Origin of the sequence: Brevibacterium sp. SIMBA_078 (assembly GCF_046534565.1) — a bacterium.
Taxonomy (GTDB): Bacteria; Actinomycetota; Actinomycetes; order Actinomycetales; family Brevibacteriaceae; genus Brevibacterium.
In genome coordinates, this window is record NZ_JAWRYQ010000001.1 from 98,468 (window position 1) to 122,368 (window position 23,901).

At 65.6% G+C, this 23,901-nt stretch carries 24 protein-coding genes and 1 riboswitch; of the genes, 9 read left to right on the forward strand and 15 right to left on the reverse strand.

The features are described 5' to 3' along the window. The 3 genes from SB749_RS00430 to SB749_RS00440 all read right to left on the reverse strand — a co-directional run bounded on the left by SB749_RS00430 (position 1) and on the right by SB749_RS00440 (position 3,157). A complete protein-coding gene (locus SB749_RS00430) occupies positions 1 to 927 on the reverse strand; it encodes an SURF1 family protein (RefSeq protein WP_410708479.1) in 927 nt (308 codons plus the stop codon). Between the two features lie 55 nt (positions 928 to 982). Continuing rightward, positions 983 to 2,116 carry a GuaB3 family IMP dehydrogenase-related protein gene (locus SB749_RS00435; RefSeq protein ID WP_139468415.1) on the reverse strand — a complete coding sequence of 378 codons (1,134 nt, stop codon included), beginning with the start codon at positions 2,114 to 2,116 and terminating at the stop codon, positions 983 to 985. Positions 2,117 to 2,251: 135 nt separating this feature from the next. Beyond that, entirely contained in the window at positions 2,252 to 3,157 is a 906-nt protein-coding gene (locus SB749_RS00440) for a LysR family transcriptional regulator (protein ID WP_410708480.1), read from the reverse strand. 188 nt (positions 3,158 to 3,345) lie between these two features. On the opposite strand from SB749_RS00440, the gene SB749_RS00445 reads away from it, so the two are divergent. Further along, positions 3,346 to 4,071 carry a LysE family translocator gene (locus SB749_RS00445; protein ID WP_410708481.1) on the forward strand — a complete coding sequence of 242 codons (726 nt, stop codon included), beginning with the start codon at positions 3,346 to 3,348 and terminating at the stop codon, positions 4,069 to 4,071. Between the two features lie 126 nt (positions 4,072 to 4,197). Here the strand turns inward: SB749_RS00445 and SB749_RS00450 are convergent, their stop codons facing one another. The 3 genes from SB749_RS00450 to panB all read right to left on the reverse strand — a co-directional run bounded on the left by SB749_RS00450 (position 4,198) and on the right by panB (position 7,731). Beyond that, positions 4,198 to 5,622, reverse strand: coding sequence for a mechanosensitive ion channel (locus SB749_RS00450; protein WP_410708482.1), 1,425 nt, complete (start codon positions 5,620 to 5,622; stop codon positions 4,198 to 4,200). 211 nt (positions 5,623 to 5,833) lie between these two features. Beyond that, positions 5,834 to 6,745: a pantoate--beta-alanine ligase gene (gene panC / locus SB749_RS00455; RefSeq protein WP_410708483.1), complete on the reverse strand. Its 912-nt coding sequence runs from the start codon at positions 6,743 to 6,745 to the stop codon at positions 5,834 to 5,836. Continuing rightward, positions 6,745 to 7,731, reverse strand: a complete 987-nt coding sequence (gene panB, locus SB749_RS00460) for a 3-methyl-2-oxobutanoate hydroxymethyltransferase (protein ID WP_410708484.1) — start codon at positions 7,729 to 7,731, stop codon at positions 6,745 to 6,747. Before panB ends, panC begins: the two co-directional genes overlap by 1 nt. Positions 7,732 to 8,083: 352 nt before the next feature. On the opposite strand from panB, the gene nadA reads away from it, so the two are divergent. The 6 genes from nadA (at position 8,084) to SB749_RS00490 (ending at position 14,013) form a co-directional block, all read left to right on the forward strand. After that, positions 8,084 to 9,367, forward strand: coding sequence for a quinolinate synthase NadA (nadA, locus tag SB749_RS00465; protein WP_410708486.1), 1,284 nt, complete (start codon positions 8,084 to 8,086; stop codon positions 9,365 to 9,367). Then, positions 9,367 to 10,962 carry an L-aspartate oxidase gene (gene nadB / locus SB749_RS00470; protein WP_410708487.1) on the forward strand — a complete coding sequence of 532 codons (1,596 nt, stop codon included), beginning with the start codon at positions 9,367 to 9,369 and terminating at the stop codon, positions 10,960 to 10,962. Before nadA ends, nadB begins: the two co-directional genes overlap by 1 nt. Beyond that, on the forward strand, positions 10,956 to 11,807 hold the full coding sequence (nadC, locus tag SB749_RS00475; protein WP_410708488.1) for a carboxylating nicotinate-nucleotide diphosphorylase: 852 nt from the start codon (positions 10,956 to 10,958) through the stop codon (positions 11,805 to 11,807). The genes nadB and nadC overlap by 7 nt, the downstream gene beginning before the upstream one ends. 1 nt (position 11,808) lies before the next feature. Continuing rightward, the gene (locus SB749_RS00480) at positions 11,809 to 13,026 is read left to right on the forward strand and encodes a cysteine desulfurase family protein (protein WP_410708489.1); all 1,218 of its coding nucleotides are present in this window, start codon (positions 11,809 to 11,811) and stop codon (positions 13,024 to 13,026) included. A 140-nt stretch (positions 13,027 to 13,166) separates the two neighbouring features. After that, a complete protein-coding gene (locus SB749_RS00485; protein ID WP_410708490.1) occupies positions 13,167 to 13,382 on the forward strand; it encodes a hypothetical protein in 216 nt (71 codons plus the stop codon). Positions 13,383 to 13,488: 106 nt separating this feature from the next. After that, positions 13,489 to 14,013, forward strand: a complete 525-nt coding sequence (locus SB749_RS00490) for a DUF1648 domain-containing protein (protein WP_410708491.1) — start codon at positions 13,489 to 13,491, stop codon at positions 14,011 to 14,013. Between the two features lie 52 nt (positions 14,014 to 14,065). Here the strand turns inward: SB749_RS00490 and SB749_RS00495 are convergent, their stop codons facing one another. From SB749_RS00495 to SB749_RS00510, 4 genes are all read right to left on the reverse strand, one after another. Next, entirely contained in the window at positions 14,066 to 14,806 is a 741-nt protein-coding gene (locus SB749_RS00495) for a TenA family protein (RefSeq protein WP_410708492.1), read from the reverse strand. A 118-nt stretch (positions 14,807 to 14,924) separates the two neighbouring features. Further along, on the reverse strand, positions 14,925 to 15,794 hold the full coding sequence (gene thiD / locus SB749_RS00500; RefSeq protein ID WP_410708493.1) for a bifunctional hydroxymethylpyrimidine kinase/phosphomethylpyrimidine kinase: 870 nt from the start codon (positions 15,792 to 15,794) through the stop codon (positions 14,925 to 14,927). Further along, a complete protein-coding gene (thiE, locus tag SB749_RS00505; protein WP_410708494.1) occupies positions 15,791 to 16,549 on the reverse strand; it encodes a thiamine phosphate synthase in 759 nt (252 codons plus the stop codon). Before thiE ends, thiD begins: the two co-directional genes overlap by 4 nt. Continuing rightward, positions 16,546 to 17,475 carry a hydroxyethylthiazole kinase gene (locus SB749_RS00510; RefSeq protein ID WP_410708495.1) on the reverse strand — a complete coding sequence of 310 codons (930 nt, stop codon included), beginning with the start codon at positions 17,473 to 17,475 and terminating at the stop codon, positions 16,546 to 16,548. The genes thiE and SB749_RS00510 overlap by 4 nt, the downstream gene beginning before the upstream one ends. Further along, positions 17,463 to 17,596, reverse strand: a riboswitch (TPP riboswitch). It overlaps the preceding gene by 13 nt. Before the next feature lie 260 nt (positions 17,597 to 17,856). Here SB749_RS00510 and SB749_RS00515 point away from each other — a divergent pair. Then, a complete protein-coding gene (locus SB749_RS00515) occupies positions 17,857 to 18,324 on the forward strand; it encodes a DUF3800 domain-containing protein (RefSeq protein ID WP_410708496.1) in 468 nt (155 codons plus the stop codon). Continuing rightward, complete coding sequence (locus SB749_RS00520; RefSeq protein ID WP_410708497.1) at positions 18,308 to 18,739, forward strand: hypothetical protein; 432 nt, start codon at positions 18,308 to 18,310, stop codon at positions 18,737 to 18,739. Before SB749_RS00515 ends, SB749_RS00520 begins: the two co-directional genes overlap by 17 nt. Before the next feature lie 163 nt (positions 18,740 to 18,902). On the opposite strand, the gene SB749_RS00525 is transcribed toward SB749_RS00520, so the two are convergent. The 5 genes from SB749_RS00525 to SB749_RS00545 all read right to left on the reverse strand — a co-directional run bounded on the left by SB749_RS00525 (position 18,903) and on the right by SB749_RS00545 (position 23,803). Continuing rightward, the gene (locus tag SB749_RS00525) at positions 18,903 to 20,114 is read right to left on the reverse strand and encodes a sugar ABC transporter permease (RefSeq protein ID WP_410708498.1); all 1,212 of its coding nucleotides are present in this window, start codon (positions 20,112 to 20,114) and stop codon (positions 18,903 to 18,905) included. Then, complete coding sequence (locus tag SB749_RS00530) at positions 20,111 to 20,935, reverse strand: ATP-binding cassette domain-containing protein (RefSeq protein WP_410708499.1); 825 nt, start codon at positions 20,933 to 20,935, stop codon at positions 20,111 to 20,113. The genes SB749_RS00525 and SB749_RS00530 overlap by 4 nt, the downstream gene beginning before the upstream one ends. Positions 20,936 to 21,033: 98 nt before the next feature. After that, a complete protein-coding gene (locus tag SB749_RS00535) occupies positions 21,034 to 22,128 on the reverse strand; it encodes a substrate-binding domain-containing protein (RefSeq protein WP_410708500.1) in 1,095 nt (364 codons plus the stop codon). 92 nt (positions 22,129 to 22,220) lie between these two features. Next, a complete protein-coding gene (locus SB749_RS00540) occupies positions 22,221 to 23,339 on the reverse strand; it encodes a LacI family DNA-binding transcriptional regulator (RefSeq protein ID WP_410708501.1) in 1,119 nt (372 codons plus the stop codon). A 125-nt stretch (positions 23,340 to 23,464) separates the two neighbouring features. Beyond that, positions 23,465 to 23,803: a TfoX/Sxy family protein gene (locus SB749_RS00545; protein ID WP_410708502.1), complete on the reverse strand. Its 339-nt coding sequence runs from the start codon at positions 23,801 to 23,803 to the stop codon at positions 23,465 to 23,467. Positions 23,804 to 23,901 lie beyond the last annotated feature (98 nt).

Here is a 23,901-nt window from a genome sequence, read left to right on the forward strand (position 1 = left end):
TCAGTTTCCTCCGGTCGTGCGGGTGTCATTGTTTCGGGCTTCGGCGTTCCTGCTTCGCCGCTTGCCCGGCTTGGCGCCGCCGTGACGATGGGCCGGCAGTCCGGTGAGTCCGGACATCACCTCGGGGTCGATGGTCGCGTCACCCGCGGGCTTGACGACAACATACTCGACGCTCTTCTCCGAATCCTGGGAGTCCTCGCCGAGGCGGCGCCGGACGTAATCGTCGCGCAGCAGCTGGAACCACATATAGAGGGCCATGGCCGCGAAGATGATCCATTCGAGGGCGTAGACCGCCGACTGCAGATCGAATCCGCCCTCGTCGCGGGTCGTCGTGGTCGGAACCTGTTCGAGACCGTCGGTGCCCACCGAGGCGGCGGCACCGGTGGCCTTCTCCGGGATGAGGAAGCCGGAGTAGGTGAGCAGGTCGGGGAACAGGTTGATGATCTGCGAGGTCGAGACCGTGTGCACCTGCCCGTCGGGCAGATCGTTGCCCTCAACGGGGCCTTCGATCGGTCCGATGCGCGCGGTCAGTTCGACCTGACCGTCCCGGGCCTCGGAGGTCATCGCCGTATCCTCGTCGGTGGTGAAACCGCGGACGACGGGGATCGCGATCGTCTTCTCGTCGACGTTCGCGGCTTCGACGCCTTCACCGAGGTGGCCGCCGTCCGGGGCGAACATCGTCACGACCCAGTACCCGGAATCACCGTCCTGGACGCGTCCGGGGACGACGATCTGAGCATCGGGGATCCAGTGTCCTGACAGGCTGACCCGCTGGTCGGCGAGGATGCCGGGCATCGGGGCCTGGGCATCCATGACGTCGTTGAAGTCCTTGAGTTCATCGACCCCGGAGGATGCAGCGACGTCGTTCTTGTGCTGGGCCCGGTCGACCTGCCACGCAGAGAGTCCGACGAAGCAGGTGACGAGCACCAGGACGAGGAGCAGGGACCCCAGCCATTTGGGAGTCAGTGCCAGGCGGAACAGTTCAGACCACCGAACCAGTCTGGTAGGGCGAGACGGTGACGTCGACGCGTTGGAATTCCTTGAGGTCGAGGTAGCCCGTGGTGGCCAGTGCCCGACGCAGGGCGCCGGCGAGGTTGAGTTCGCCGATCGCGGTGCGGCCGGGGCCGAAGAGCACCTGCTCGAGGCTGCCGACGGTGCCGAGCTCCACACGGTGCCCGCGCGGCAGATCGGGGTGATGGGCTTCGGCGCCCCAGTGCATTCCGCGGCCGGGAGCTTCGGTCGACCGGGCCAGGGCGGTGCCGAGCATGACGGCATCGGCGCCGACCCCGAAGGCCTTGACGATGTCGCCGCTGGTGCCGAGTCCGCCATCGGCGATGACATGGACGTAGCGGCCGCCGGATTCGTCCATATAGTCCCGCCGGGCGGCGTGGACGTCGGCGACGGCCGTGGCCATCGGGGCGTGGATGCCCAGAGTCTTGCGGGTCGTGGCCGCCGCTCCCCCGCCGAAGCCGACGAGGACGCCGGCGGCACCGGTGCGCATGAGGTGCAGGGCCGCGGTGTAGGTGGCGGCTCCGCCGACGATGACGGGCACATCGAGTTCGTAGATGAACTGCTTGAGGTTGAGCGGTTCGGTATGGGTCGAGACATGCTCGGCCGAGACCGTGGTGCCGCGGATGACGAAGATGTCGACTCCGGCATCGACGACCGTCTTGTAGAACTCCTGGGTCCGCTGCGGGGTCAGGGCACCGGCGACGGTGACTCCGGCTTCGCGGATCTGCTCGAGGCGAGCGGTGATGAGTTCGGCTTGGATGGGTGCGGAGTAGAGTTCCTGCATCCGGGAGGTCGCCATCTCCGCCGGCAGTTGGGCGATTTCGGCCAGCTGCGGGGTGGGGTCCTCGTACCGGGTCCACAGACCTTCGAGGTCGAGGACGCCGAGTCCGCCGAATCGGCCGAGCGCGATGACGGTCTCCGGGGACATGGCCGAGTCCATGGGAGCGCCGATGAAGGGCAGCTCGAACTGGTAGGCGTCGATCTGCCAGTTCAGGGACACGTCTTCGGGATCACGGGTGCGCCGAGCGGGGACGATGGCGATGTCGTCGAGCGAATAGGCGCGACGGCCGCGCTTGCCTCTGCCGATTTCGATTTCAGAACTCACCCCAACAGCCTATCCCACCACCCCTGGCGCACAGTCTCAGCCCACTATGAGGAACAGTCCATCTCCCCTCCCAGGACTACCCGACGGCGGCCCAGCTACCTGGCGCCAGGTTACTGGGCCGCCGTCGGGTAGCAGTTAGGGGGTGGTGAGGTGGGTTGCTACTGCCTCTTCCGTTGCGGCGGCGAAGGCGCGGACGTGCGGGAGGTGGGCGTCCTTCTCCCGGATGTGCATGACGACTCGGCGCTGCGGGACGGGGTCGGTGAGGTCGACGGCGACGAGGCCGGGCGGCAGCTGCAGAGTCGAGAGCCGCGGGAGGACCGTGATGCCCATGCCCGAGGCGATGAGCGCCAATGCCGCGAAGTCATCCTCGCAGGCGGCGAAGCTCCTGCGTTCGAATCCGGCCGCGGCACACGCATGGTCAACGACCTTGCTCGACGGCCCGGCCCACATGTCGTAGTCGACCCAGTGCTCATCCTCGAGGTCGATGAACGGCACGGACTCACGGCCCGCGAACCGGTGCCCGTCGGGGACGACGACCCGATAGTCGTCGTCGAAGAGCGGGATGCGCGTCATCTCCGGCAGATGGTTCTCACCGTCCTGCGGCGCCTCGGCGCGGATCTCGATGAGGCAGTGCCCGCGCCTGTTCTTCGCCGGCTCATTGAGTTGGATGTCGAACCGCAGATCCGGATGATCCAGGGCAACAGCATCAATGATGCCCGGCAGCAGACGCGCGTTGAACGAAGTGAACGCCGCAATCCGCAACCGGGGCCTGCTGACGGTGCGGAAGCCTTCGACCAGATCGTCGAGGCGGCCGACCGCAGTGAAGACCTCCGCCGAATCATCGGCCAGGCGCCGGCCGAGTTCGGTGACCTCGATGCCGCGCCCCGACCGCCGGTAGAGCGGAGCCACGACGGCCTTCTGCAGGGTGGTGATGTGCTGACTGACGGTCGCCGGTGTGTAGTTGAGGTTCTTCGCCGCGGCGACCACGGAACCGGTGGCCGCGACGGCCCGCCAGACCCGCAGACGATTGAGATCCCACATGCCCCCAAGACTAACCGCTGAGCGTCCGGAAAATCATTAGGCACTGCCTGATGATCATTCACAATCAATTGCTTTTCTCGATTGATCGATTCCGGCAGAATGGTGGCCGGCTCCGCCGATATCGGACTACGCCCCGACACCCGTGTTCCATCCCCGCCGACCATTCCCATCACCTTCGAAGGAGTGCCGTGACCGGACCCGAGATCCTCACCATCACCGGAGCCGCGGCCGCACTGGCCGTGACCCCCGGCCCCGAGACGATCCTGACGATCCGCCTATCCTCGCTGCGCCGCAAGGCCGGTCTCGTCTATGCGCTCGGCACGGCCACGGGCACCGTGATCTGGATGGCCCTCGCACTCACCGGCGTCTCCGCACTGCTGACCGTCTACCCGGCCGCAGTCCAGGTGCTCAAGATCGGCGGCGGCCTCTATCTCTGCCTCCTCGGCATCCTCGCCGGTCGGCAGGCGCTTCGCCTGCGCCGGGATCTGAAAGCCGCCGAGGCGGCCGACCGCCCCAGCGCGAACGCCACCCCTTTCGCGTCGACCGGCCCCGACTCCCCCGACGGGCCCGTGACCGAGATCGCCCACGTCATGGAGTCGACCTCGTGGGGCCACCTGCGCTCGCTCGTGTCCTATCGCCGCGGCATCATCTCGTCGCTGTCCAACCCGAAGGTCGGCCTGTTCTTCCTCGCGATCCTGCCGACCCTCGTCCCCGCCTCCCCGACCGGCGTCGACTACACCGTACTCGTCGCACTGATCCTCGGCGTGCTCCTGTCCTACCAGCTCGTCCTCGCATGCCTGGCCAGCCTCGCGGCATCGGCGATGGCCCACCGCAGCGCCGACTTCTTCATCGAAGCCGCCTCTACGCTCATCCTGCTCATCATCGGCATCGCCGTCATCGCGATCCCCATCTGAGCCGCTCCGGACAACGAAAGGCCGGATGCCGAGGCTGATCGTCGCCCGGAACATCAGAGAAGGGCGGGGCACCGAGGTCGATCCTCGGCTGCCCCGCCCCTTTCGGTTCGGTGGGCAGACCCTCACTCAGCTCTCATTCGCCGAGGAGGCTCCCCCACTTCCGCTGCCACCTCCGTCAGTGTGCGTTCCGGTCCCAGGTGTGCCGCTGTCCACGGCGTCCGAGTTCGTCTTCTCCGCCGCCTCGGCGAGGTCGACTTTGTCGAGCATCTTCGCGGCTGCCTCACGTCCGCCGAGGCCGAAGGCCAGAGCGGCCGCTGCGGCACCGCCGATGACGACGGCCCCGAAGGCGAGGTTGATGATCGAATCGGCCAGGCCCATATAGCGCAGGCCCATCGCGATGAACAGGGCGATCGCCGAGTAGCGCAGCACCTTGCTGGCGAGGTTGTTCGTGATGAACTTGCCGATGATCGCGGCGATGAGGAACCCTGCGGCGATGATCGCAGCGCCGAAGAGCACGCTGCCGCCGAGGTCGAGGATCTCGTTGAGGATGTTCGTGATCTCGGGGAATCCGAGCATCCGGGCCGCCATGATCGCGAAGAAGATCATGATCGCCACCTGCACGAGGCGAGTGATCACGTTAGAGGCGCTGGTGCCTTCGGGCACGATCCCGATCTCGTTGATGGCTTTGTCGGTGCCGATGCCCTGGAGAATCTGCTCGAGCAGATTGCCGAGGAACTTGGCGATGACGAAGCCGATGGCCAGCAGGATGCCGGCGGCGATGATGAGCGGGATCGCGTTGAGGAAGATCTGGAGCATCTGCTGGGCAGGCTCCGAGATCGCCTTGATGCCGAGGACCTGCAGCGCCGAGATCGCAACGACGATGATGATGATTCCGAACACCAGATTGCCGATGAGGTTCGAGATCTTCGCATTCGCCTCCGCGTTCGGGTTCGGTGCATGGCCGGGGTGCCCGCCCTGCGGCGGCATGCCCTGTTGTCCCTGCGGCGGCATGCCCTGTTGTCCCTGCGCCGGCATGCCCTGCTCACCCTGCGCAGCGTACTGCTGGGTGGCGTCGGGGTGCGGTTGAGCGTTTCCGGCACCCTCGGCCACTCCGGTGGCTTTGTCGCCGAGCGAACGGAACTTCGACGTCAGCTTCGTCAGATCCACGGCGTTGAGAGCGGTCTGGACGAGCTGTTTGGCGATCTTCGCGAAGACATAGCCGATGAAGAAGATGAATCCCGCGCCGATGATATTGGGCAGGAATCCGAAGATTCCATCGAGCAGACCCTGCAGCGGAGTCAGCACCTGATCGAGGTTGAACAGCTGGAGCACGGCGATGAGTCCGAGCAGCCAGATGACGAGACCGGCGATCTGTCCGACTGACTTTCCGATCTGCTGACCATTGCTGCCATCGCGTTGAAGTGCAGGAACCTTGGTGACGAGTTTGCCGATCGCCCATTTGACGATGGCGGCGAGAATCCAGGTGACAATGAGAATGACGATTGCCAGCCCGACTTTCGTCAGGACCGACCAGATATCCAGATCTTGCATGTCGCTTATCTCCTTCGAACTCAGCGAAACGGCAAGTTTCGTTTTCTCTTGCTGATTTTGAGTCTATTCTCAGCGAACACTGAGAACAAAGGTCCAGCGACTGATAACCGACAATTGAAACCACAGCTGTCGATGATTCTCGATCGGTTACATATGCATATGTCGATCGCTCAACAGGATCTTCACATACTCATCACAATTGCATATCGCGTCAGAATTCCAGCGGCAGATTGTCGATGAGATGAGTCCCACCGACCGTCGCGGAGACGAGCAGCAGGGCCGGTCCCGTGAAGTCCGGTGTGCACTGCCTCAGGGTCGCGGCTTCGACGAGGCTGCAGTAGACGATCTCAAGATCCCCACGTTCGGCGGCCGGATCCAGCTCGGCGAGCGCGGCCGCCTCGACGGCAGCGGGCAGGCCTGCAGAAAAACCACTGGTGCCGGCCCCAGAGTCAGAACCGCCACCGCCGCCGGACTCTGCCGTCCCACGGCCCCGCTCGGCCACCTCGGAGGCGGCGGTGAGAGCCCGCGGAATCGCCAGGGCACGGGCACGGTCGTCCGGCGCCAGGTAGGAGTTGCGGCTCGACATGGCCAGACCGTCGGCGTCCCGGACCACCGGCAGGCCGATGAGTTCGATATCGAAGTTGAGATCGGCGATCATGCGTTTGACCAGAACGAACTGCTGGATGTCTTTGAGCCCGAATACCGTGACGTCGGGGGCGATGAGGGTGAAGAGCTTCGCCACGACGGTGAGCACGCCGTCGAAGTGCCCGGGCCTGGCCGCGCCTTCGAACACGGCTCCCATACGCCCGGCGACAACACGCACTTCGGGTGCGGACGGGTACATCTCGGCCAGCGCCGGGGCGAAGACGAAGTCGACTCCGGCCTCTTCGCACTTCTTCAGATCCTCTTCGATCGGCCTCGGGTACTGGACGAAGTCTTCGTCGGCGCCGAACTGGAGGGGGTTGACGAAGATCGAGGTCACGACGAGATCGGACTCTGCGCGGGCACGCGTCATGAGCGCCTGATGCCCGGAGTGCAGGGCGCCCATCGTCGGGACGAGACCGACGCGGCCCGACTGCTCGGCCCGCCACCGGCGCAGTGCTTGGATGCCGCCGACCTCCATCAGTCGAAGCTCCTCTCGGGTTCGGGGAAGACCCCGGACTTCACTTCGTCGACATAGGTGCCGACCGCCTCGGTGAGCACGGAATGCAGGTCGGCGTAGCGCTTGACGAAGCGCGGAGCCTTCCCCGTGCGCAGGCCAGCCATGTCCTGCCACACAAGGACCTGGGCATCGCAGTCGGCACCGGCGCCGATGCCGACGGTGGGGATCGTCAGTTCGGCAGTGATCTGGCCGGCCAGCCCGGAGGGCACCATCTCCATGACTACGGAGAAGGCTCCGGCTTCGGCCACGGCGCGGGCATCGTCGAGCAGGGCGCTGCCTGCGTCGCCGCGGCCCTGGACCTTGTAGCCGCCGAGGTTGTGCTCGGCCTGCGGGGTGAAGCCGATGTGCGCCATGACCGGGATGCCCGCCGTCGTGATCGCCTTGATCCGCGAGGCCATCCGCGCCCCGCCTTCGAGTTTGACCGCGTGGACTCCGGCTTCCTTCATGAATCGCACGGCCGTGGCCACGGCCTGTTCATCGGAGACCTCGTAGCTGCCGAATGGAAGGTCGGCGACGATGAGTGCCCGGCTCGTCGCCGAGGCGACGGCCCGGGCCAGCGGGATGAGTTCGTCGACGGTGACCGGCAGGGTGGTCGCGTGGCCATAGACATTGTTCGCCGCAGAATCGCCGATGAGCAGGGCCTCGACACCGGCTTGTTCGAACAGGGCCGCCGTGTACTGGTCGTAACTGGTCAGCATCGCCCACCGCCGGCCCTCGGCCTTGGCCTTGATGAGGTCGAGGGTCCGGATTCGCCGAGGCGGTGCTGCCGGTGCGGACACCGGACCACCGTACGGGGCCGGTTGTTCCGCCGAGGCGGCGCCCGCCGTCGTGCCGGGGCCCGCCGTCGCGCCGGGGCCGGCCGGGGCATTGCCACCGGCAGCAGCGTTGCCCGCAGCGTCGGCGGTGGAGGAGGACGTGAACTGGTTCGAGTGTGCCGCTTCGGGCATGAGAATCCTTCAGATATGCGATGTCGTCGGTGCCGGCGCGGGCGGGGCGAGGCCGACGCTTCGGTCCGAAGCCTCGGTGACTCTCACGGGGGCGCCCACCGCAGTGCGCATCGACTCGGATTGCGAGCCAGACCACAGCCTATTGCATCCCCCGGCGCAGAGCCATCGACAGTGTCACGGCCGCGTCCTGCGCCGCACCGACTGCCTGGAAGTTGTACATTGCCCGCCCACAGGATTAAGCTCAAATCTGCGCAAAGAAATAAACGCACAACTGCGCAAAAGATTTCGGGCAGCTACGACCACGTGCGAAGCACTTCAGGCACGGGTCCCGCCCACCGAGCGAAGGACGATGATGACCACTACAGCTTCGATCGAACTCACCCTCAAGGACATCTCTGCCTCGGGCGCGAACGACGAAATGTGCTCGACGGACCTGCTCGATGCCCCGTGGGATGTCGACGAACGTCCCGGCTATGGTCCCGGTTCCTCGATGGCCGACCCGATTCCGGTCGCCGCCCCACGTCAGGGCGATATCCCCGAGGAGTACAAGCAGGCCACGCCTGAAGAGCTCGATGCCCGCATCCGGGCTGCCAAGGCCACCCTCAGCGATCGTGTCGTCATGCTCGGCCACCACTACCAGCGGGTCGAGGTCGTCGAACACGCCGACTACATCGGCGACTCGTTCATGCTCGCCCAGGCCGCCCAGAACCACCCGGAGGCCGAAGCCATCGTCTTCTGCGGCGTCCACTTCATGGCCGAGACCGCCGACCTGCTGTCTAAGCCGGAGCAGTCGGTCATCCTGCCCAACCTCGCCGCAGGCTGTTCGATGGCCGATATGGCCAGCATCGACCAGGTCGAGGACTGCTGGGAGCAGCTCGCCGAGGTCTTCGGCACCGAACCCGATGCTGACGGTCGCGTCCCGGTCATCCCCGTCACCTACATGAACTCCTCGGCCGCGATCAAGGGCTTCTGCGGCCACAACGGCGGAATCGTGTGCACCTCGTCGAACGCCGAGGTGGTTCTGGAATGGGCGTTCGAACGCGGGCAGCGGGTCCTGTTCTTCCCCGATCAGCACCTGGGCCGCAACACCGCGGTGAACATGGGCATCGGTGTCGACGAGATGCCGCTGTGGAACCCCGCCAGGCCGCTGGGCAACAATGACGAGCAGACGCTGCGTGAGGCCCGGGTCATCCTGTGGCAGGGATTCTGCTCCGTGCACAAGCGCTTCACCCCGGCCCAGATCGACAAGGCCCGCGCTGAGCACCCGGACGTGCGCGTCATCGTTCACCCCGAATGTCCGCGTGAGACCGTCGAGGCCGCCGATGAGGCCGGATCGACCGCGTATATCACGAAGGCCATCGAACAGGCGACCGAACCGACCACGTTCGCCATCGGCACCGAGATCAACCTCGTCCAGCGACTGGCCGCCGAGCACCCTCAGCACGGGATCTTCTGCCTCGACCCCGTCATCTGCCCGTGCTCGACGATGTATCGCATCCACCCCGGCTACATCGCCTGGGTCCTCGAATCGCTCATCGACGGACAGGTCGTCAATCAGATCTCCGTCGACGCCGAGGTGGCCGAACCGGCCCGCGTGTCCCTGGAGCGGATGCTCGCCGCGAAGCCGCGGATCTGATGAGCCGCGTCATCGTCGCAGGCTCCGGGATCGCGGGGCTGACCGCGGCACTTCGCCTGTCCGGCCGTCACACGATCACGCTCGTGACGAAGGGCCGCCTCGGCGAATCGAACACCGAGTGGGCGCAGGGCGGCATCGCCTGTGTCATCGGCCCCGACGACACGGTCGACTCCCATATCGCCGATACGCTCACGGCCGGTGCCGGACACTGTGACCCGGAAGCCGTGCGCACCCTGTGCGACGCCGGTGGGGACGCGATCGTCTCCCTCGCCGAGGCGGGGGTGGACTTCGACACCGATCCGACCAGAGCCTGGGCCAGGGGCGTGGAAGGGGCGCATTCCTATCCGCGCATCTTCCATTCCGGAGGCGATGCGACCGGTCGGGCGATCAGCACCGTCCTGGCGCAGAAGCTGCGCACCGAGGTTGCCGCGGGGCGGGTCACCCTGCTCGAGGACACGATGCTCGTCGACATCCTCACCAGCGACGACGATCACCGCCCCACTGGAGCCACCGGAGTCGCCACAGCCACCGGAGTCACCGTGCTCCGCAACGGCCGCGTCGAGGCCCTGCCTGCCGATGCGATCGTGCTCGCCACCGGCGGTGCCGGGCAGCTCTTCGCGCACACGACGAACCCGGCGGCTGCGACCGGAGACGGTTTGGCCGCTGCCATTCGTGCCGGTGCCGAGGTCTCCGATCTCGAGTTCTTCCAGTTCCATCCCACCGCCCTTCCAGGTCCCGGCTTCCTCATCTCCGAGGCCGTCCGCGGGGCCGGCGCTCTCCTCCTCGACGAGCACGGCCACCGGTTCATGACGGACATCGATGATCGCGCCGAGCTCGCCTCTCGTGATGTCGTCGCACTCGCCCTGCACCGCCGCCAGGCGGCTCAGGACGGACGCCCGTGCTTCCTCGATGCGCGGGCCGTCCCGGATGTGAGGGCGAAGTTCCCGAGCATCACGGCTGGTCTGGCCTCTCATGGTCTCGATCTGTCCCGGGACCTCATCCCCGTCACTCCCGCCGCCCACTACTTCATGGGTGGGGTGGCCACGGATCGCGACGGTCGCACGAGCGTCGAGGGACTCTTCGCCATCGGCGAGGTCGCGTGCACCGGAGTGCACGGAGCCAATCGGCTGGCCTCGAATTCTCTGCTCGAGGGCGCGGTCTTCGCCGCCCGCGCCGCCACGGCGATCGACGCACTGCCGGTCAACAGAGACCATGAACTCCCACTCCCCCAACTCCGTTCGTTCCACCAGACGGCACTGACACGAACCGAGCTGCAGGGCCTGACCTGGGCTCATCTCGGCGTGGAGCGCACCGCCGCACGCCTGCGGACCCTGCTCGACCGCCTCGGTGATGGTTCCCACGACGACGGTTCCCGTAACGCCCACCGAACCTCCGGCCCGACCGCGACCAGCGTCCAGGCGCTCGAGACCGCGAATCTCGCCCTCGTCGCCTGGCACATGGCTCGGCATGCGCTGGCCCGGGAGCACAGCCTCGGCGCGCATACCCGCACCGATACGACACTCACGTCGTCGGCGACCGCGCAGTCCACTGCCACTCCGCCCACCGCTCTGCTTCAGGAGGCCGCCGCATGCTGACCGCTTCAACCATCGATTCCGCACTGCGTGCCGCTCTCAACGAAGACGCTCCCTGGGGAGATATCACCGGCGAGGTCTTCATCCCCGCCACCGCCTCGGCGAGGGCCGAACTGCGTGCCCGCGAAGATGGGGTGCTCGCCGGGATCGAGGTCTTCGCCCGCGCCTTCACACTCGTCGACCAGAGCGTCACGGTCGACCTCGCTGCCGCCGATGGAGACTCTTTCACTGCAGGTCAGGTGCTTGCCACGGTCGCCGGTCCCGCTCGGGCGGTGCTGCAGGCCGAACGGATCGCGTTGAACTTCTGCCAACGGATGAGCGGAATCGCCACCCAGACCCGTGGCTATGTCGATGCCGCCGCCGAGCAGGCACGCATTGTCGATACCCGAAAGACGACTCCGGGACTGCGCGCGTTCGAGAAGCACGCCGTGGTCTGCGGCGGCGGACACAACCACCGTTTCGGACTCTCCGACGCCGTCATGGCCAAGGACAATCACCTCGCCGTCCTCACCGGTGCCGGGCTCAGCGTCGCCGAGGCGATCCGCACCGCCCGTGCCCGTCTGCCGCATACGACGATGATCGAGGTCGAAGTCGACCGGCTCGACCAGGTGCCGGCGGTGCTCGACGGCGGCGCCGATATCATCATGCTCGACAACTTCACCCCGGCTCAGCTGCGCGAAGGCGTCGAACTCGTGGGCGGCCGCGCCGTCGTCGAAGCCAGCGGCAATGTCACCCTGGCGACGGTCCCGGAGATCGCCGCCACCGGCGTCGACGTCATCTCGTCGGGCGCGCTGACCCACAGCGTCCGTGCGATCGACCTCGGTCTCGACCTGAGCCTCGAGGCCTGAGATGACCGGGCGCCTCTACCTCGACACCGCGGCCGCGGCTCCCGTCCGCAGGGAAGCCCTCGAAGCCGCTTGGCCGTATCTGGCCGGGGCGTTCGGCAACCCGTCGAGCCATCACGAGTTCGGTCGCGGACCCGCCGAAGCCCTCGCCGATGCCCGTGCTCGGGTGGCGAAGGTGCTGGGCATGAGGGCCACGGACATCACGTTCACCAGCGGCGGCACCGAGGCGGACAACCTCGCGATCATCGGCATGGCCCTCGGGCAACAGACCCAGGGTCGGGGTCCAACCCAGGGTCGGTCCGGGACCGCGGCGCCGCCTCGGCGACATATCGTCACCTCCCCCATCGAACACGAAGCGGTGCTCGCCTCGGTGGAGTTCCTGACCCGCGTCCACGGGTTCACCGTCACCGAGGCGGCCCCGACCTCCGATGGGACCGTGACCCCCGAAGCCCTCACGGAAGCGATCCGCCCGGACACCGTGCTCGTGAGCTTGGGTTATGCGAACAATGAGATCGGCACCATTGCCGACATTCCGACCCTGGCGGGAATCGCCCATGAGGCCGGTGCTCTCTTCCACACGGACGCCGTGCAGGCGGCCGGGTGGCTGCCGCTGTCCGGATTGAGCGTCGATGCGCTCAGTCTGGCCGGGCACAAGGTCGGAGCGCCGAAGGGCATCGGTGTGGCCGCGATCCGCGCCCGCGTCCCCGTCGAACCGCTCATCCACGGCGGCGGGCAGGAGTCGGGTCGGCGCTCGGGCACGGAGAACGTGGCCTTGGCCGTCGCGTTCGCCACGGCTCTCGAAATCGCCGAGGCGGAGCGGCATGAGGCCGCCGATCGTGTCCGAGCCATCCGTGATGAGTTCATCGCCACGGTACTCGGCAACGTACCCGGGGCGTTCCTGACGGGCACGGCGGACACGGCTGGCCCTGACGGCCGGGCGACGCGGACTCCGAATCACGCGTCGTTCTGCTTCTCGAACACCTCCGGCGAGGCAGTGCTGCTCGAGCTCGATCGCCTCGGAGTGACGGCCTCGAGCGGTTCGGCCTGTGCGGTCGGCTCCGACGAGCCCTCCCATGTGCTCACGGCCTTAGGGATCGCGGCGGAGGTCGCGCAGACGAGTGTGCGCTTCACCTTCCCGTCCTCGATCACCCCCGACCAGGGACGAGCGGCGGCCCAAGCTGTCAGCAGCGCAGCCGAGAGCCTCGCAGCTTCCTTTGCGTGAACCTTTGCGTGAACGGCGTCTCACACCCGAGTTGATTTTGATCACCTTCACGCTCACCAGGTGGGATAGCCCTATCTTTCTCTGTATTTTGGGGCGAGACTGAAAGAGAGGCATTCGTATCAGGATGTGAGGGGGCCGCCATGGATCTTTTGATTCTGTTCATGATCGCAGTGATGTTTGCGACGATCGTCTTCGTCATCGGACGATACGCCTGCCCGAAGCATGACCGAGTGCCCCTCATCGAGGTTGACCACGTGCTTCTGTGGACGACTCTGCGCCGCGGTTGGCATGCACTCGGATCGTTCGGTCCGCTCGTTCATTACCCGGATGACCCTTATGGAGCCTCCCGCGCCTGAGGCTCTGTCGCCTCGTTGGGGCCGAACCTCCGTCGTCTCCGTAGGACCAATCCTGCCGGACGATCGCCGCGGTCGGGTAGCACTCTGCTGTTGTTAAGGTGACAACATGCCTTCCTCTGCGCAGCCGCATCGGAACCCACCGGGCGAGACCGCCACGCTCATCTTCGCGGTCGCCTCGATCCTCGTCTTCATCGGGGTCTGCGTCTGGTTCTGGGTGCAGGCGCCCGAGAATATCGCCACCCATTTCGACTCCGGTGGCCAACCTGATGACTGGACGTCGAAAACGGGACTTCTGTGGATCTTCCTGCCTATAGGCCTCGGCCTGCCCGTGCTCATGTCGATCCGGCCGCTGCTCGAGAAGCTTCCGGTCTCGCTCATCAATGCCCCGCACAAGGAGTATTGGCTCGAGTGCGACGAGAAGACCTACCTCGTCGACTGCCTCATGGAGCTGCTGCGCATCACCGCGGGACTCACCGCGCTGCTCATCGCCGCCATCCTCGTCATCATCGCGGAGACAGCGCGTTCGGCGACGATGCCGGAATGGCTGACGTTCGTGCCGACGGCCATCTTCCTCGCCGCCACGGGACTCGCCGTGTGGCGTTTCTACCGCAGGCTCACCCCACCGAGGTGACCGACTCAAGGTCAGGGCCACCTCGGCGAAGGGGATCCGATGCTCCCTGGAATCAGACGGTGATTTCCTGGGGCAGGAACACGGAGACGTCCCAGTTCTGCATGGCGTGGGCAGAGGCCCAGAAGTGGAGTTCGAAGACGCAGGCCTGTTCGAAGGCGGCGCGCATGCGGGCGGCTTCCTCGCTCGGAGCCTTCGCGAGTTCCTGTTCGAGGATCTGCACGGCGTGGCGGGTCGATTCGTCGAAGTCGGGTGAGTCGTAGGTCTGCACCCAGGTGCGGTAGGGGTGGTCGTCGGCCATCTGCCCGGCCCGGTCGACAAGCACCTTGCCCATATGGGCGTACACCCAGAAGCAGGGCAGGACTGAGGCGACGCCCTCGCCGTAGGAACGGCTGGCGGCCGTGGCGACGAGGAACGATACATAACCCAGCGTCGTCGGTGAGGCCTTGAAACGAGAGCCTTCCGCGGTGAGCTCCTCCAGCGCCGAGGCGAGTCGGGCGTCGGCGAGCAGCTCTCCGTGCATCTCCTCTTCGACGGTGATCGCCTCGGCGGCGGAACCGGCCCAGAACCGGGATTCGTCACGGTCGACGGCCTTCGCCGCGAGGAACGACATGGCCTTGGCGTAGCCGTTGAGGTACAGGCTGTCCTGCGAGATGTAGTTGACGAAGGCCTTCGGATCGAGGCTGCCGTCAGCGAGCTGGGCGAGGAACGGCAGAGCTTCGATCTGCTTGATGATGGGGCGGACGCGGTCCCACAGCTGGGTGGTCAATGGGCCGGCGGTAAAGGTGACGGTCATGGGAACTCCTTTGTGCTCGTGTGACGTGGTGGTTCATATGACGTGGTGAATCGAGTGAGGTGGCGGTTCGGGTGAGGTGGCGGTTCGGGTGAGGCGGCGGTCAGGTGGGACGGATATGTCAGGCGGGTCGACCGCGGACGATGTCGACCTGGTGGTCGACCGGTCCGTGGGCGCCTTCCGGATTGAGGCTCAGCTGCCAGTCAGCAGCCGAAGTGAGAGCGCGAGCAAGGTAATCGAGGGCATTGCCGACAGCCTCGCCGAGGAGGTCCGACCCGATCTCTGTGCGTTCGCGGCCGAGGACGGCCACCTCGGCGGTGATCGCGGCTGACAGGGTGCACCCGGTCCCGTGTGTGTTCATTGTCGCCACACGGGCGTGGCTGAACTCGCGGACCTGGCCATCGGCGGTGGCGAGGATATCGATGACCTCGTCCTCGCTGCCGTGTCCGCCCTTGAGCAGGACCGCTCCGGGTCCGCGTTCGAGCAGGCGCCGAGCCTGGTCACGCATGGCTTCAGTCGTCTGTGCTTCGGGTTCGTCATCGCCGATCAGCAGGGCCGCCTCGGGGAGGTTGGGGGTGATGAGGTCGGCGACGGGCAGCAGGTGGGTGCGCACGGCGTCGACGGCATCGGTCTCGAGGAGGCGGTGGCCGGAGGTCGCGATCATCACCGGATCGACGGTATAGAAGCCGAGCCGACCTTCGGCGGCGCGGGCGACGACGAGTTCGACGAGGTCACGGCTGCCGAGCATCCCCGATTTCGTCGCATCGACGGGCAGGTCGCCGAGCACGGACTCGAACTGATCGGCGACGAAATCGACGTCGATCGGATAGACCCGGGACACACCGTGCGTATTCTGCGCGACGAGAGCGGTGATGACGGTCGTGCCCATGGTCTTCCGCGCGGTGAAGGTTTTGAGGTCGGCGTGGATTCCAGCACCGCCGGAGGGGTCTGTGCCGGCGATGGACAGGGTGATCGGCGGGCGGGTCGTCACTGGCCGCTCCCGGCGAAAGCGGTGAGCAGCTCCTCGGCCGCCGCCTTCGGATCGTCAGCCATGCAGATCGCCGAGACCACGCAGATCCCGATCAGTCCACGTCCCTGCAGGTCAGGGGCACGGTCGGTGTTGATGCCGCCGATCGCGACCGCGGGGATGCCGGCTTCTGCCACCAGTTCGCCGAGGCGGTCCGGTCCGATTCCGTCGGGGGCGTCGGCTTTCGTGGAGGTGTCGTAGACGGGTCCGATGCCGACGAGGTCGACGACTCCGGAGTCGCGAGCGGCGGCGAATTCGTCGCTGTGCGCGGCAGAGAGACCGATGAGCGGTGCCGCACCCAGGGCGGCGCGCACCTCGGCGACGGTGGTGTCAGTTTGGCCGACGTGGATGTGCACGTTCTCGCCTTCGTCGATGAGACGGCGGGCCACTTCGACGCGGTCGTTGAGGACGACGGGGACCGTGCGGTCGGTGTCGCGGGTGGCGGCATCGACGGCGGAGATGACCTGGCGGGTGAGCGAGTAGAAGCCTGCATCGTCGATGTCCTTGTCGCGGACCTGGACGATGCCCACTCCCCCGGCGACGGCGGCCTGCACGGTCTCGGCGACGCTGCGGCCGGCGGCCTCGCATTGCGCGGAGTCGGTGACGAGGTAGAGGCGCGTGTCGATTCCGGCGAAGCGGTCGGTCGCGTCTGCTCGGTCGTTCACGGTCGCGCTGTCGTCGGCCGGGTTGTCAGCGATATGGGCGGAACCGGCGGTCATGCCTGGACGCCTTTGCTGGCGGTTTCATTCGCAGAAGTGAGCGTGTCGAGACTGATTCTCGCCTGTGCGAGTCGACTGCCGTCGACGGTGTGGAGCGCATCGAGGAAGTTCACCGAGTAGCTGCCCGGCCCCTTCGCACCGTCGGCGGCGAGTTCCCCGGCGACCGCGAAGTGGGCGTGGGCGGCGACGACAGCTTCGAATCTCGCCGAGGCGGCCCCACCGAGCGCGGACTGCTCAGCGGCGTTGACCGCTGAGACGTCGGCGTCGGGGTCGGCCAGTCCGGCGCGGGCGGCGGCCAAGTAGCCGACGGTGACGGCGCCGAGTGAGCAGCCGGTGCCGATGACCAGCGGCATGAACTCATGTCCGCCGGAGATGCGGGCGACGTGGTCGGTGCCGTCGATGTGGGCGACGACGGCATCGGTGGGTCCGGAGACGGCGACGATGGCACCGGTTTCCCGGGCCAGTTTCGCGGCGGCGGGAAGGACGGCGTCGACTTCGTCGGTGGAGTCGACTCCGCGTCCACCGAGTCCGACTGCGGCGAGTGCGGCGATCTCGGAGGCGTTGCCGCGGATGGCGGTCGGGTGATCGGCGGCGGCGCGGCGGATGCGGGAGGTGCGGAAGTCGACGGCACCGACGCTCACGGGGTCGAGGACCCAGGGTTTTCCGGCGGCGTTGGCGACGTCGATGGCGGCATCGGCGGCGAGCAGCTGGTGGTTCGAGGCGGTTCCGAAGTTGACGAGAATTCCGCTGGCGATTCCGGCGAACTGTCCGGCATCGGCCTCGTGGTCGAGCATTGCCGGGGAGGCGCCGATGGCCAGGAGCACGTTGGCGCTGAACTGCTGCACGACGGTGTTCGTGATGCACTGGATGAGTGGGTTGCTTGCGCGCAGTCGCGCATTCGCAGAACGCAGGTCGAAGTCAACCATGACGATCCCTTCGCTAGTATGGCCCAGATCAGGTTCGATGGGTGTTCTCTCAGCCTCGTTGTCCTCCGTGCGCAGCGTCTTGGTGCGAACGGATCCTCATGAGGCACCCCATGTCATTGGCTCCGACTGTATCAGCCCGCCCGGACACGGGCGACTTCCACAGTCACAAGGTCAAGTCGGGGAATGAGCGCCGCTCCCCGTTGTGCGCCATGCTGGCCGATAGGTCCCCGTACAAGACTGATTGCACGGACCTCCGTGCTGTGAGATTATCGAAGTGGTAGCAAGGAGTTCACCTCCTAGAGCGCCAAGTCGCAAGCCCACGTCTCAGACGTGGGTTTTTGCGTTGGGCCTCGTGTCAGAGCCGCTGGGTAGAGTTTGCCCATGCTGCTCGCCTATATCGATGAGATCGGTGAACCCGGCCCGTACGTCGCCAAAGACCACCCGAGATTTAACACCAATCCCGTCTTCGGCTATGCAGGCTTCGTCATTCCCGAAAGCTCGGCTCGGAGATTCGGTCAGATCTTTACAGCAGAGAAGCGACGTGTCTTTGCCAGCGAGCTTCGGGGCGTAGAGAACCCGGGCCGCTGGGAGCGAAAGGGCTCAGATATCTTCACCCCAGACGCTTGGCGAAGATACGGTGAGCAGATCCGTGTCTTTCGCGGACTGATCAACAGGCTCGCAGAACTGAGCGGACACGTCTTCTTCGATGCCGAACAGAAGGAGGTCGGCACCAGGAAGCAAGTGCGGCTCTCCGATGAGCAGCGCTATGCGAGAGTCGGTCAATCGTCTCTGTCGTCACGCGGACAATTGCGGCGAGAATCTACTGATGCTAATGGACCAGATCAATGAGAAGCAACGGGCTGCAAGAGTAGCGTCGATATACGCACACATATTCTCGCGTGCCCAAGAATTCAGGGAAATGAATGCTGCCATTGAGCCGCCCATGCACATCGACAGTGCTCTCAGCTCCAATATTCAGTTTGCCGATTGGATAGCAGCATCTGTCAGCCGAGCCATCGACTACCAACTCGAACGCGGATCAAGGTACGACTGGGTACCTCAGGCCCTCGGCAGCCACATGCACCATCGCATCACACACGAATCCAAGCTTCGTCTCTGGCAGAGTTCGCTGGGCGATCTGAACAACTTCGACGTATTCAAAGCCGAGAGGCCTTACCTGGACCGACTTCAAAATGGATCCATGAGCCCCGAAGATCTCGCAAAACTTGAGAGGATCAAGCACGCATCCATGAAGCGTCGCTGACGCTCCGCAGAACGAGCTACTGGAACCGCGACGTGTTCAAGTGCTCCACGTAAGCACTCGAGAAGCTCGCGAGCGGGCTGCTCAAATCCGAGATGGCCATCTGTACGGAGCCATTTCGGAGCTGAGCGACCCGCTCGGCGGAATTCCGAGGGCGGGCTTCCCGCTACCCGCGCCCGACGTACCTCTGACCGCGGCGGCTGAGCGCATCGACGACGACTGCGGTGAGCAGCACGAGTGCCGTGATGATCTGCTGTGCATCGGAGTTGAAGCCGATGAGGTAGAGACCGTTGTTGATCGCACCGACGACCAGAGCACCGAGCACGGCTGCCCAAGCAGTTCCGCGACCGCCGAACAGCGAGGTACCGCCGATGACGGCTGCAGCGATCGCATTGAGCAGGTCCTGCGTGCTCACCAGCGTCGATCCCGCATTCGTCGTCACACCGGTCTTGATGAAACCGAACAGTGCGGCCAGCACTCCGGCGGCCATGAACACGCTGATGCGCACCCAGGTCACGCGGATGCCAGCGCGCCGGGCGGCTTCGACCTTGCCGCCGACGGCGTAGATCGACCGGCCATAGCGGGTCTTGCGCAGCACGAGATCGATGATGATCGCGATGACGATCATGAGGAAGAACGGCATCGCCAGACCGAAGTCCTGATTGACGAGGATGAGGAACCCGAACACGATCGCGGCCAGCAGCACGATCCGCACGATCACAGAGGTCCAGCTCGGAGCGCTGAGACCCTCCCGGTGGCGGCGCAGCTTCGAATAGATGATGCCGCCGCCGAAGCCGATGATCGCGACGGCGCCGAAGATATAGGCCCAGATCGCCGGGAAGTAGAAGCTCGCGAAGTCGAAGGCGAAGGTGTCCGACATCGACAGGTTCTTCTGCGTGCCGAGAGTCGTGAGGGTCAGACCGGTGAACGCGAGCAGACCGGCCAAGGTGACGACGAACGCCGGGATGCCGACGACGGCGAAGAACCAACCTTGAATCGCGCCGACGACCAGGCCGAGCAGCAGCATGATGATCAGTGCCAGGGCCGGCGGCACACCTTGTCTCACCACCAGAACTCCGAGCAGCGAGGCGGCCAGACCTCCCAACTGCGCCAGAGACAGATCGATCTCGCCGAGGAGCAGGATGAGGTTGATGCCGAGAGCCAGGATCGCGAGGAACGCGACCTGAGTGGAGAGGTTGACGAGGTTGGCCGGAGAGATGAAGTTCGAGTCGGCCGACTGGAACACGATGACGATGACGATGAGAGCGAGGATGACCGGGAACGACCCCAGCTGCCCCTCTTTGACCCGGCGGACGAAGGTGCCGACCACACCTTCGGACGAGATCCGCTCATCGGTGATGAAGGAATTGCGGGTCATCGGCGCTCACCCCTCCGTGCGGCGCGTTTGGTCACGACGTTGTCGCTGGCTCCGGTGATCGCGGCGACCAGCACGTCGGTGCGCTCGTCACCAGGGAAGTCACCGGCATCCTTGCCCAGTCGCAGCACGTGCACTCGGTCGCACACCGCCTGCACATCGGCCATATTGTGGCTGACGAGCAGCACCCCGAGGTCGCGTTCCTTGAGCCGTTCGATGAGGTTGAGCACCTCGGCCGTCTGGGCGACGCCGAGCGCCGCCGTCGGTTCGTCGAGCATGACCAGGGATGGTTCGCCGAGGAGGGACCGGGCGATGGCGACCGTCTGACGTTGACCGCCGGACAGGGCTGCGATCGGTACGCGCACGCTCGGGATCTTTGCCGAGAGGCTGCGCAGCAGCTCCCAGGATTTGGCTTCCATCGTCACTTCGTCGAGGACGCCGCCGCGGGTCTTCTCATGTCCGAGGAAGAGGTTGGCCACCACGTCGAGGTTCTCGCACAGGGACAGATCCTGGAACACTGTGGCCACTCCGGCTTTCTGTGCATCCTTCGGCGAGGAGAATCTCTGCGCCGTCCCGTTCATGATGAGCTCGCCGTCATCGGCGGCGTGGACTCCGGCGATGACCTTGATCAGGGTCGACTTGCCGGCGCCGTTGTCGCCGACGAGGCCGACGACTTCGCCGCGGCCGACGCTGAGATGGATGTCGGTCAGGGCTTGGACTGCACCGAACCGTTTGTTGATTCCGCGCAGTTCGAGCACCGGCTCGCTGTCGCTGCCCGGCGTCCGCGTCGCTGCGGATGCCGGGTCGGGTGTCTCTGGTGTCATCTGTTCCTACTTGTCGCAGTCGTTGACCCCGGCAGCCGGCGACCGGTGGCGGTCGCCGGCTCGGGGTCGGTCACGTCAGATTGTGAACGCGCACGCGCTCACTTCACACCGGCATCGGCACAGAGCTTCTCCACCTTGCCGGTGCAGATGTCCTCGGCCTTGATCTGGTCACCGACGATGTCTTTGATGGTGTCGGTGGTGACGACCTTGGCTTCGACGAAGTCCGTGGGGGTGTCTTTGTAGGTCGTGCCCGCGTCGACGTCCTCGCCTGCGGCCAGGGCCACGGCGGCCTTGGCGGCGAATTCGGCCTGCGGCGGGATCGACTTGTAGATCGTGGCGTACTGGTCACCCTTGAGGATGTTCTGCAGCCCGTCGACCTCGGCGTCCTGACCGGTGACGACGGGTTCGACCTTGGCCTTCTTCGTCGCAGCGATGACACCGCCAGCGGTGCCGTCGTTGGCAGAGTAGATCGCGATCGGCTTCTCGCCCTTGCCCTGCAGCTGACCTTCGACCCACTGGCGGGCGTCGTCGGGATTCCAATCGAGGGTGTCATGGCCGGCGGCGATGTCGACGCCCGCGCCCTTGAGGGTCTCTTCGGCACCGGCCTTGAAGTCCGCGGCGTTCGGGTCCTTCGGGTCGCCGTTGACCATCCAGACCGGTCCGGACTTCGGGTCGACTCCGGCGTCCTTGAGTCCGTCGAGGACGGCCTGGCCCTGCAGGTTGCCGATCTTCTTGTTGTCGAACGAGGTGTAGTAGTCCGCACCTTCGAAGAAGCGGTCGTAGGCGATGACCGGGATCTTCTTCGCTTCGGCCTTCGACAGCGCGGAGGAGACCGCGGAAGCGTCGACGGGGTCGAGGACGATGGCGTCGACGCCCTCGGTCACGGCTGCCTCGACCTGTTGCTGCTGCTGAGTCGCGTCCTGATTGGCGTTGCGGTATTCGACCTTCGCGTCAGGGTTGGCTTCCTTGAGGTATTTCTCGAAGTTCGGCTTATCGAGCGACTCGTACCGGGTGGTCTTCGACTCGGGTAGCAGCAGCGCAATGGTGACGTCCCCGTCACTGCCGGATCCGCTGTCGGCCTCGTCGTTTCCCTGGCCCTTCTGATTACCGCAGCCACTGAGCGCAAGAGCACCGATAGCGACGGAGGCACCGAGCAGCGCCAGCTTCTTGTGGGACTTAAGGTTGTGCCTCATTGTGAACCTTTCAATCTTTCTGACAACGTTGTCAGGCTGTTGAATATGATTCGCTGAACGCCGCCTGCTGTCAACTGTTTCGGCAAAAGTTTTCAGCGGGTGTCGGGAGGCTCTTCGCCGCTGCCACGAGCGATGACGCACACTGCATTGTCGAAATCCGGCCCCTTGCCACCGTTATTGCTGTCCCTTGCAGTCACGTTCTCTCCAGGATGTGTCCCCTCGCCGAGGCGGCCCCCACCGTCCCCGGAAATGCTGGGTCGGTCCCCGGAGACGCTGGAATCCGCGCTGGCACGGAGTCGTCGGACCGCCTCGGCGGCGAGGGATTCGACGTTGCGATCGACGACGGTGACATCGAGGAGTTCAGCCGTGGGGAAATCGTCGATGCCGACCAGGGCCGGCCATTCGCCGAGGCGGCGGCAGGCGTCGATGGCACCTTGGGTCACTGTGGCCGACAGGGCGATGAGGGCTCCGGGCGCGCTGCGGGATCCGAGCCAGGCGGCGACGACGTTCTTCGCGCTGGCTTCGTCGTGAGCGTCTTCGCGCATATAGGCGCGCCAGCCGACGCCGCGGCGGCCGGCGATGGCGTCCTGGATTCCCTGCAGTCGGCGGGTGGTGATGAGGCTGGACGAATGATCGCCGATGACGCCGAGTGCCATGTGCCCGTGAGCGAGCAGCTGTTCGGCGGCGAGGCGTCCCGCCTCACGATCGTCACCTGCGACGATGCTGATTCCAGGGCCCTCGACAGCCGGGTCGAGGGAGACGATTCGGGTGCCCGGCGCCGAGGCGGCTCGCGCGTAGGTCTCGGCCGCCTCGGGGTGAGCGCGGATGACGATGATCCCGGTCAGGTCGTTGGCGAGGCATTCGTCGAGGAAGGCTTCCTCCCGGTCCGGGTCGTCTCCGACCACGGTCACCACTGGGCGCAGGTCGAGGGCGGCGAGCTCGGCTTCCACTGCGGCGAAAGCGCGGGCTTGGAAGGCATCCCCTGCGTCGGAGAGGACGACGCCGATGTAGGGTGAGCGGCCTCCGGCGCGCAAGCGTCGGGCCGTGGTGTTGAGGCGGAATCCGAGTTCTTCGGCGGCAGCTTCGACCTTCTCCGCCGTCGAGGCGGCAACGTGCTTTTCGCCGTTGAGGACGCGGGAGGCGGTTTTGATGCTCACGCCGGCACGCGCAGCGACCGTGGCCAGGGTCGGCCGATCGTTCTGCTTCGCCATGCGCACACCTTTGAGTCTGAGAACCGGTTCGTGACTCTGCGCATCGACGCGCGGTCAACCGTTGGAATGATACTAACCGCTCGCGCGGCGGACTCAGTCGCGCCTGTCTGTGTTCCGCAGTTGTATCAGCCTGTGATCGTGCGATTGAAGTCCAACGCAGTCTCAACCCAGAATGCCAACTGCTCGTCGTCACGGACGGCATCTGCGCTCACGTTGATCCACCCCGGTCCCATGTCTCGACCGGTTCCCATTTCGGCTTGGGCAGCTTCGGGTCGTTTGAGGAGCTCATCGTGACGGTCAGCGTCGACGTGCGCGAGCAGATCACCAGTCTTACCTGCGCTGACGATCATCTTCTCGTTGACCATGACCGCGCGGCCCCCGAACATCGAGACCTCTCGGACAGCGGTCTCTTCGGCAATGAGTGCACGGATTCGTTCGATGAGTGAAGTCTGCTCGGGAGTCATATCAGTGGTCTCCGGTCAGCTCTGCAGCAAAGGTCGGTTTCACTGTGAATGGTACTCGCCGAGGCGGGACCCCATTCCGGAGCCCCCCCCCCTCGGCG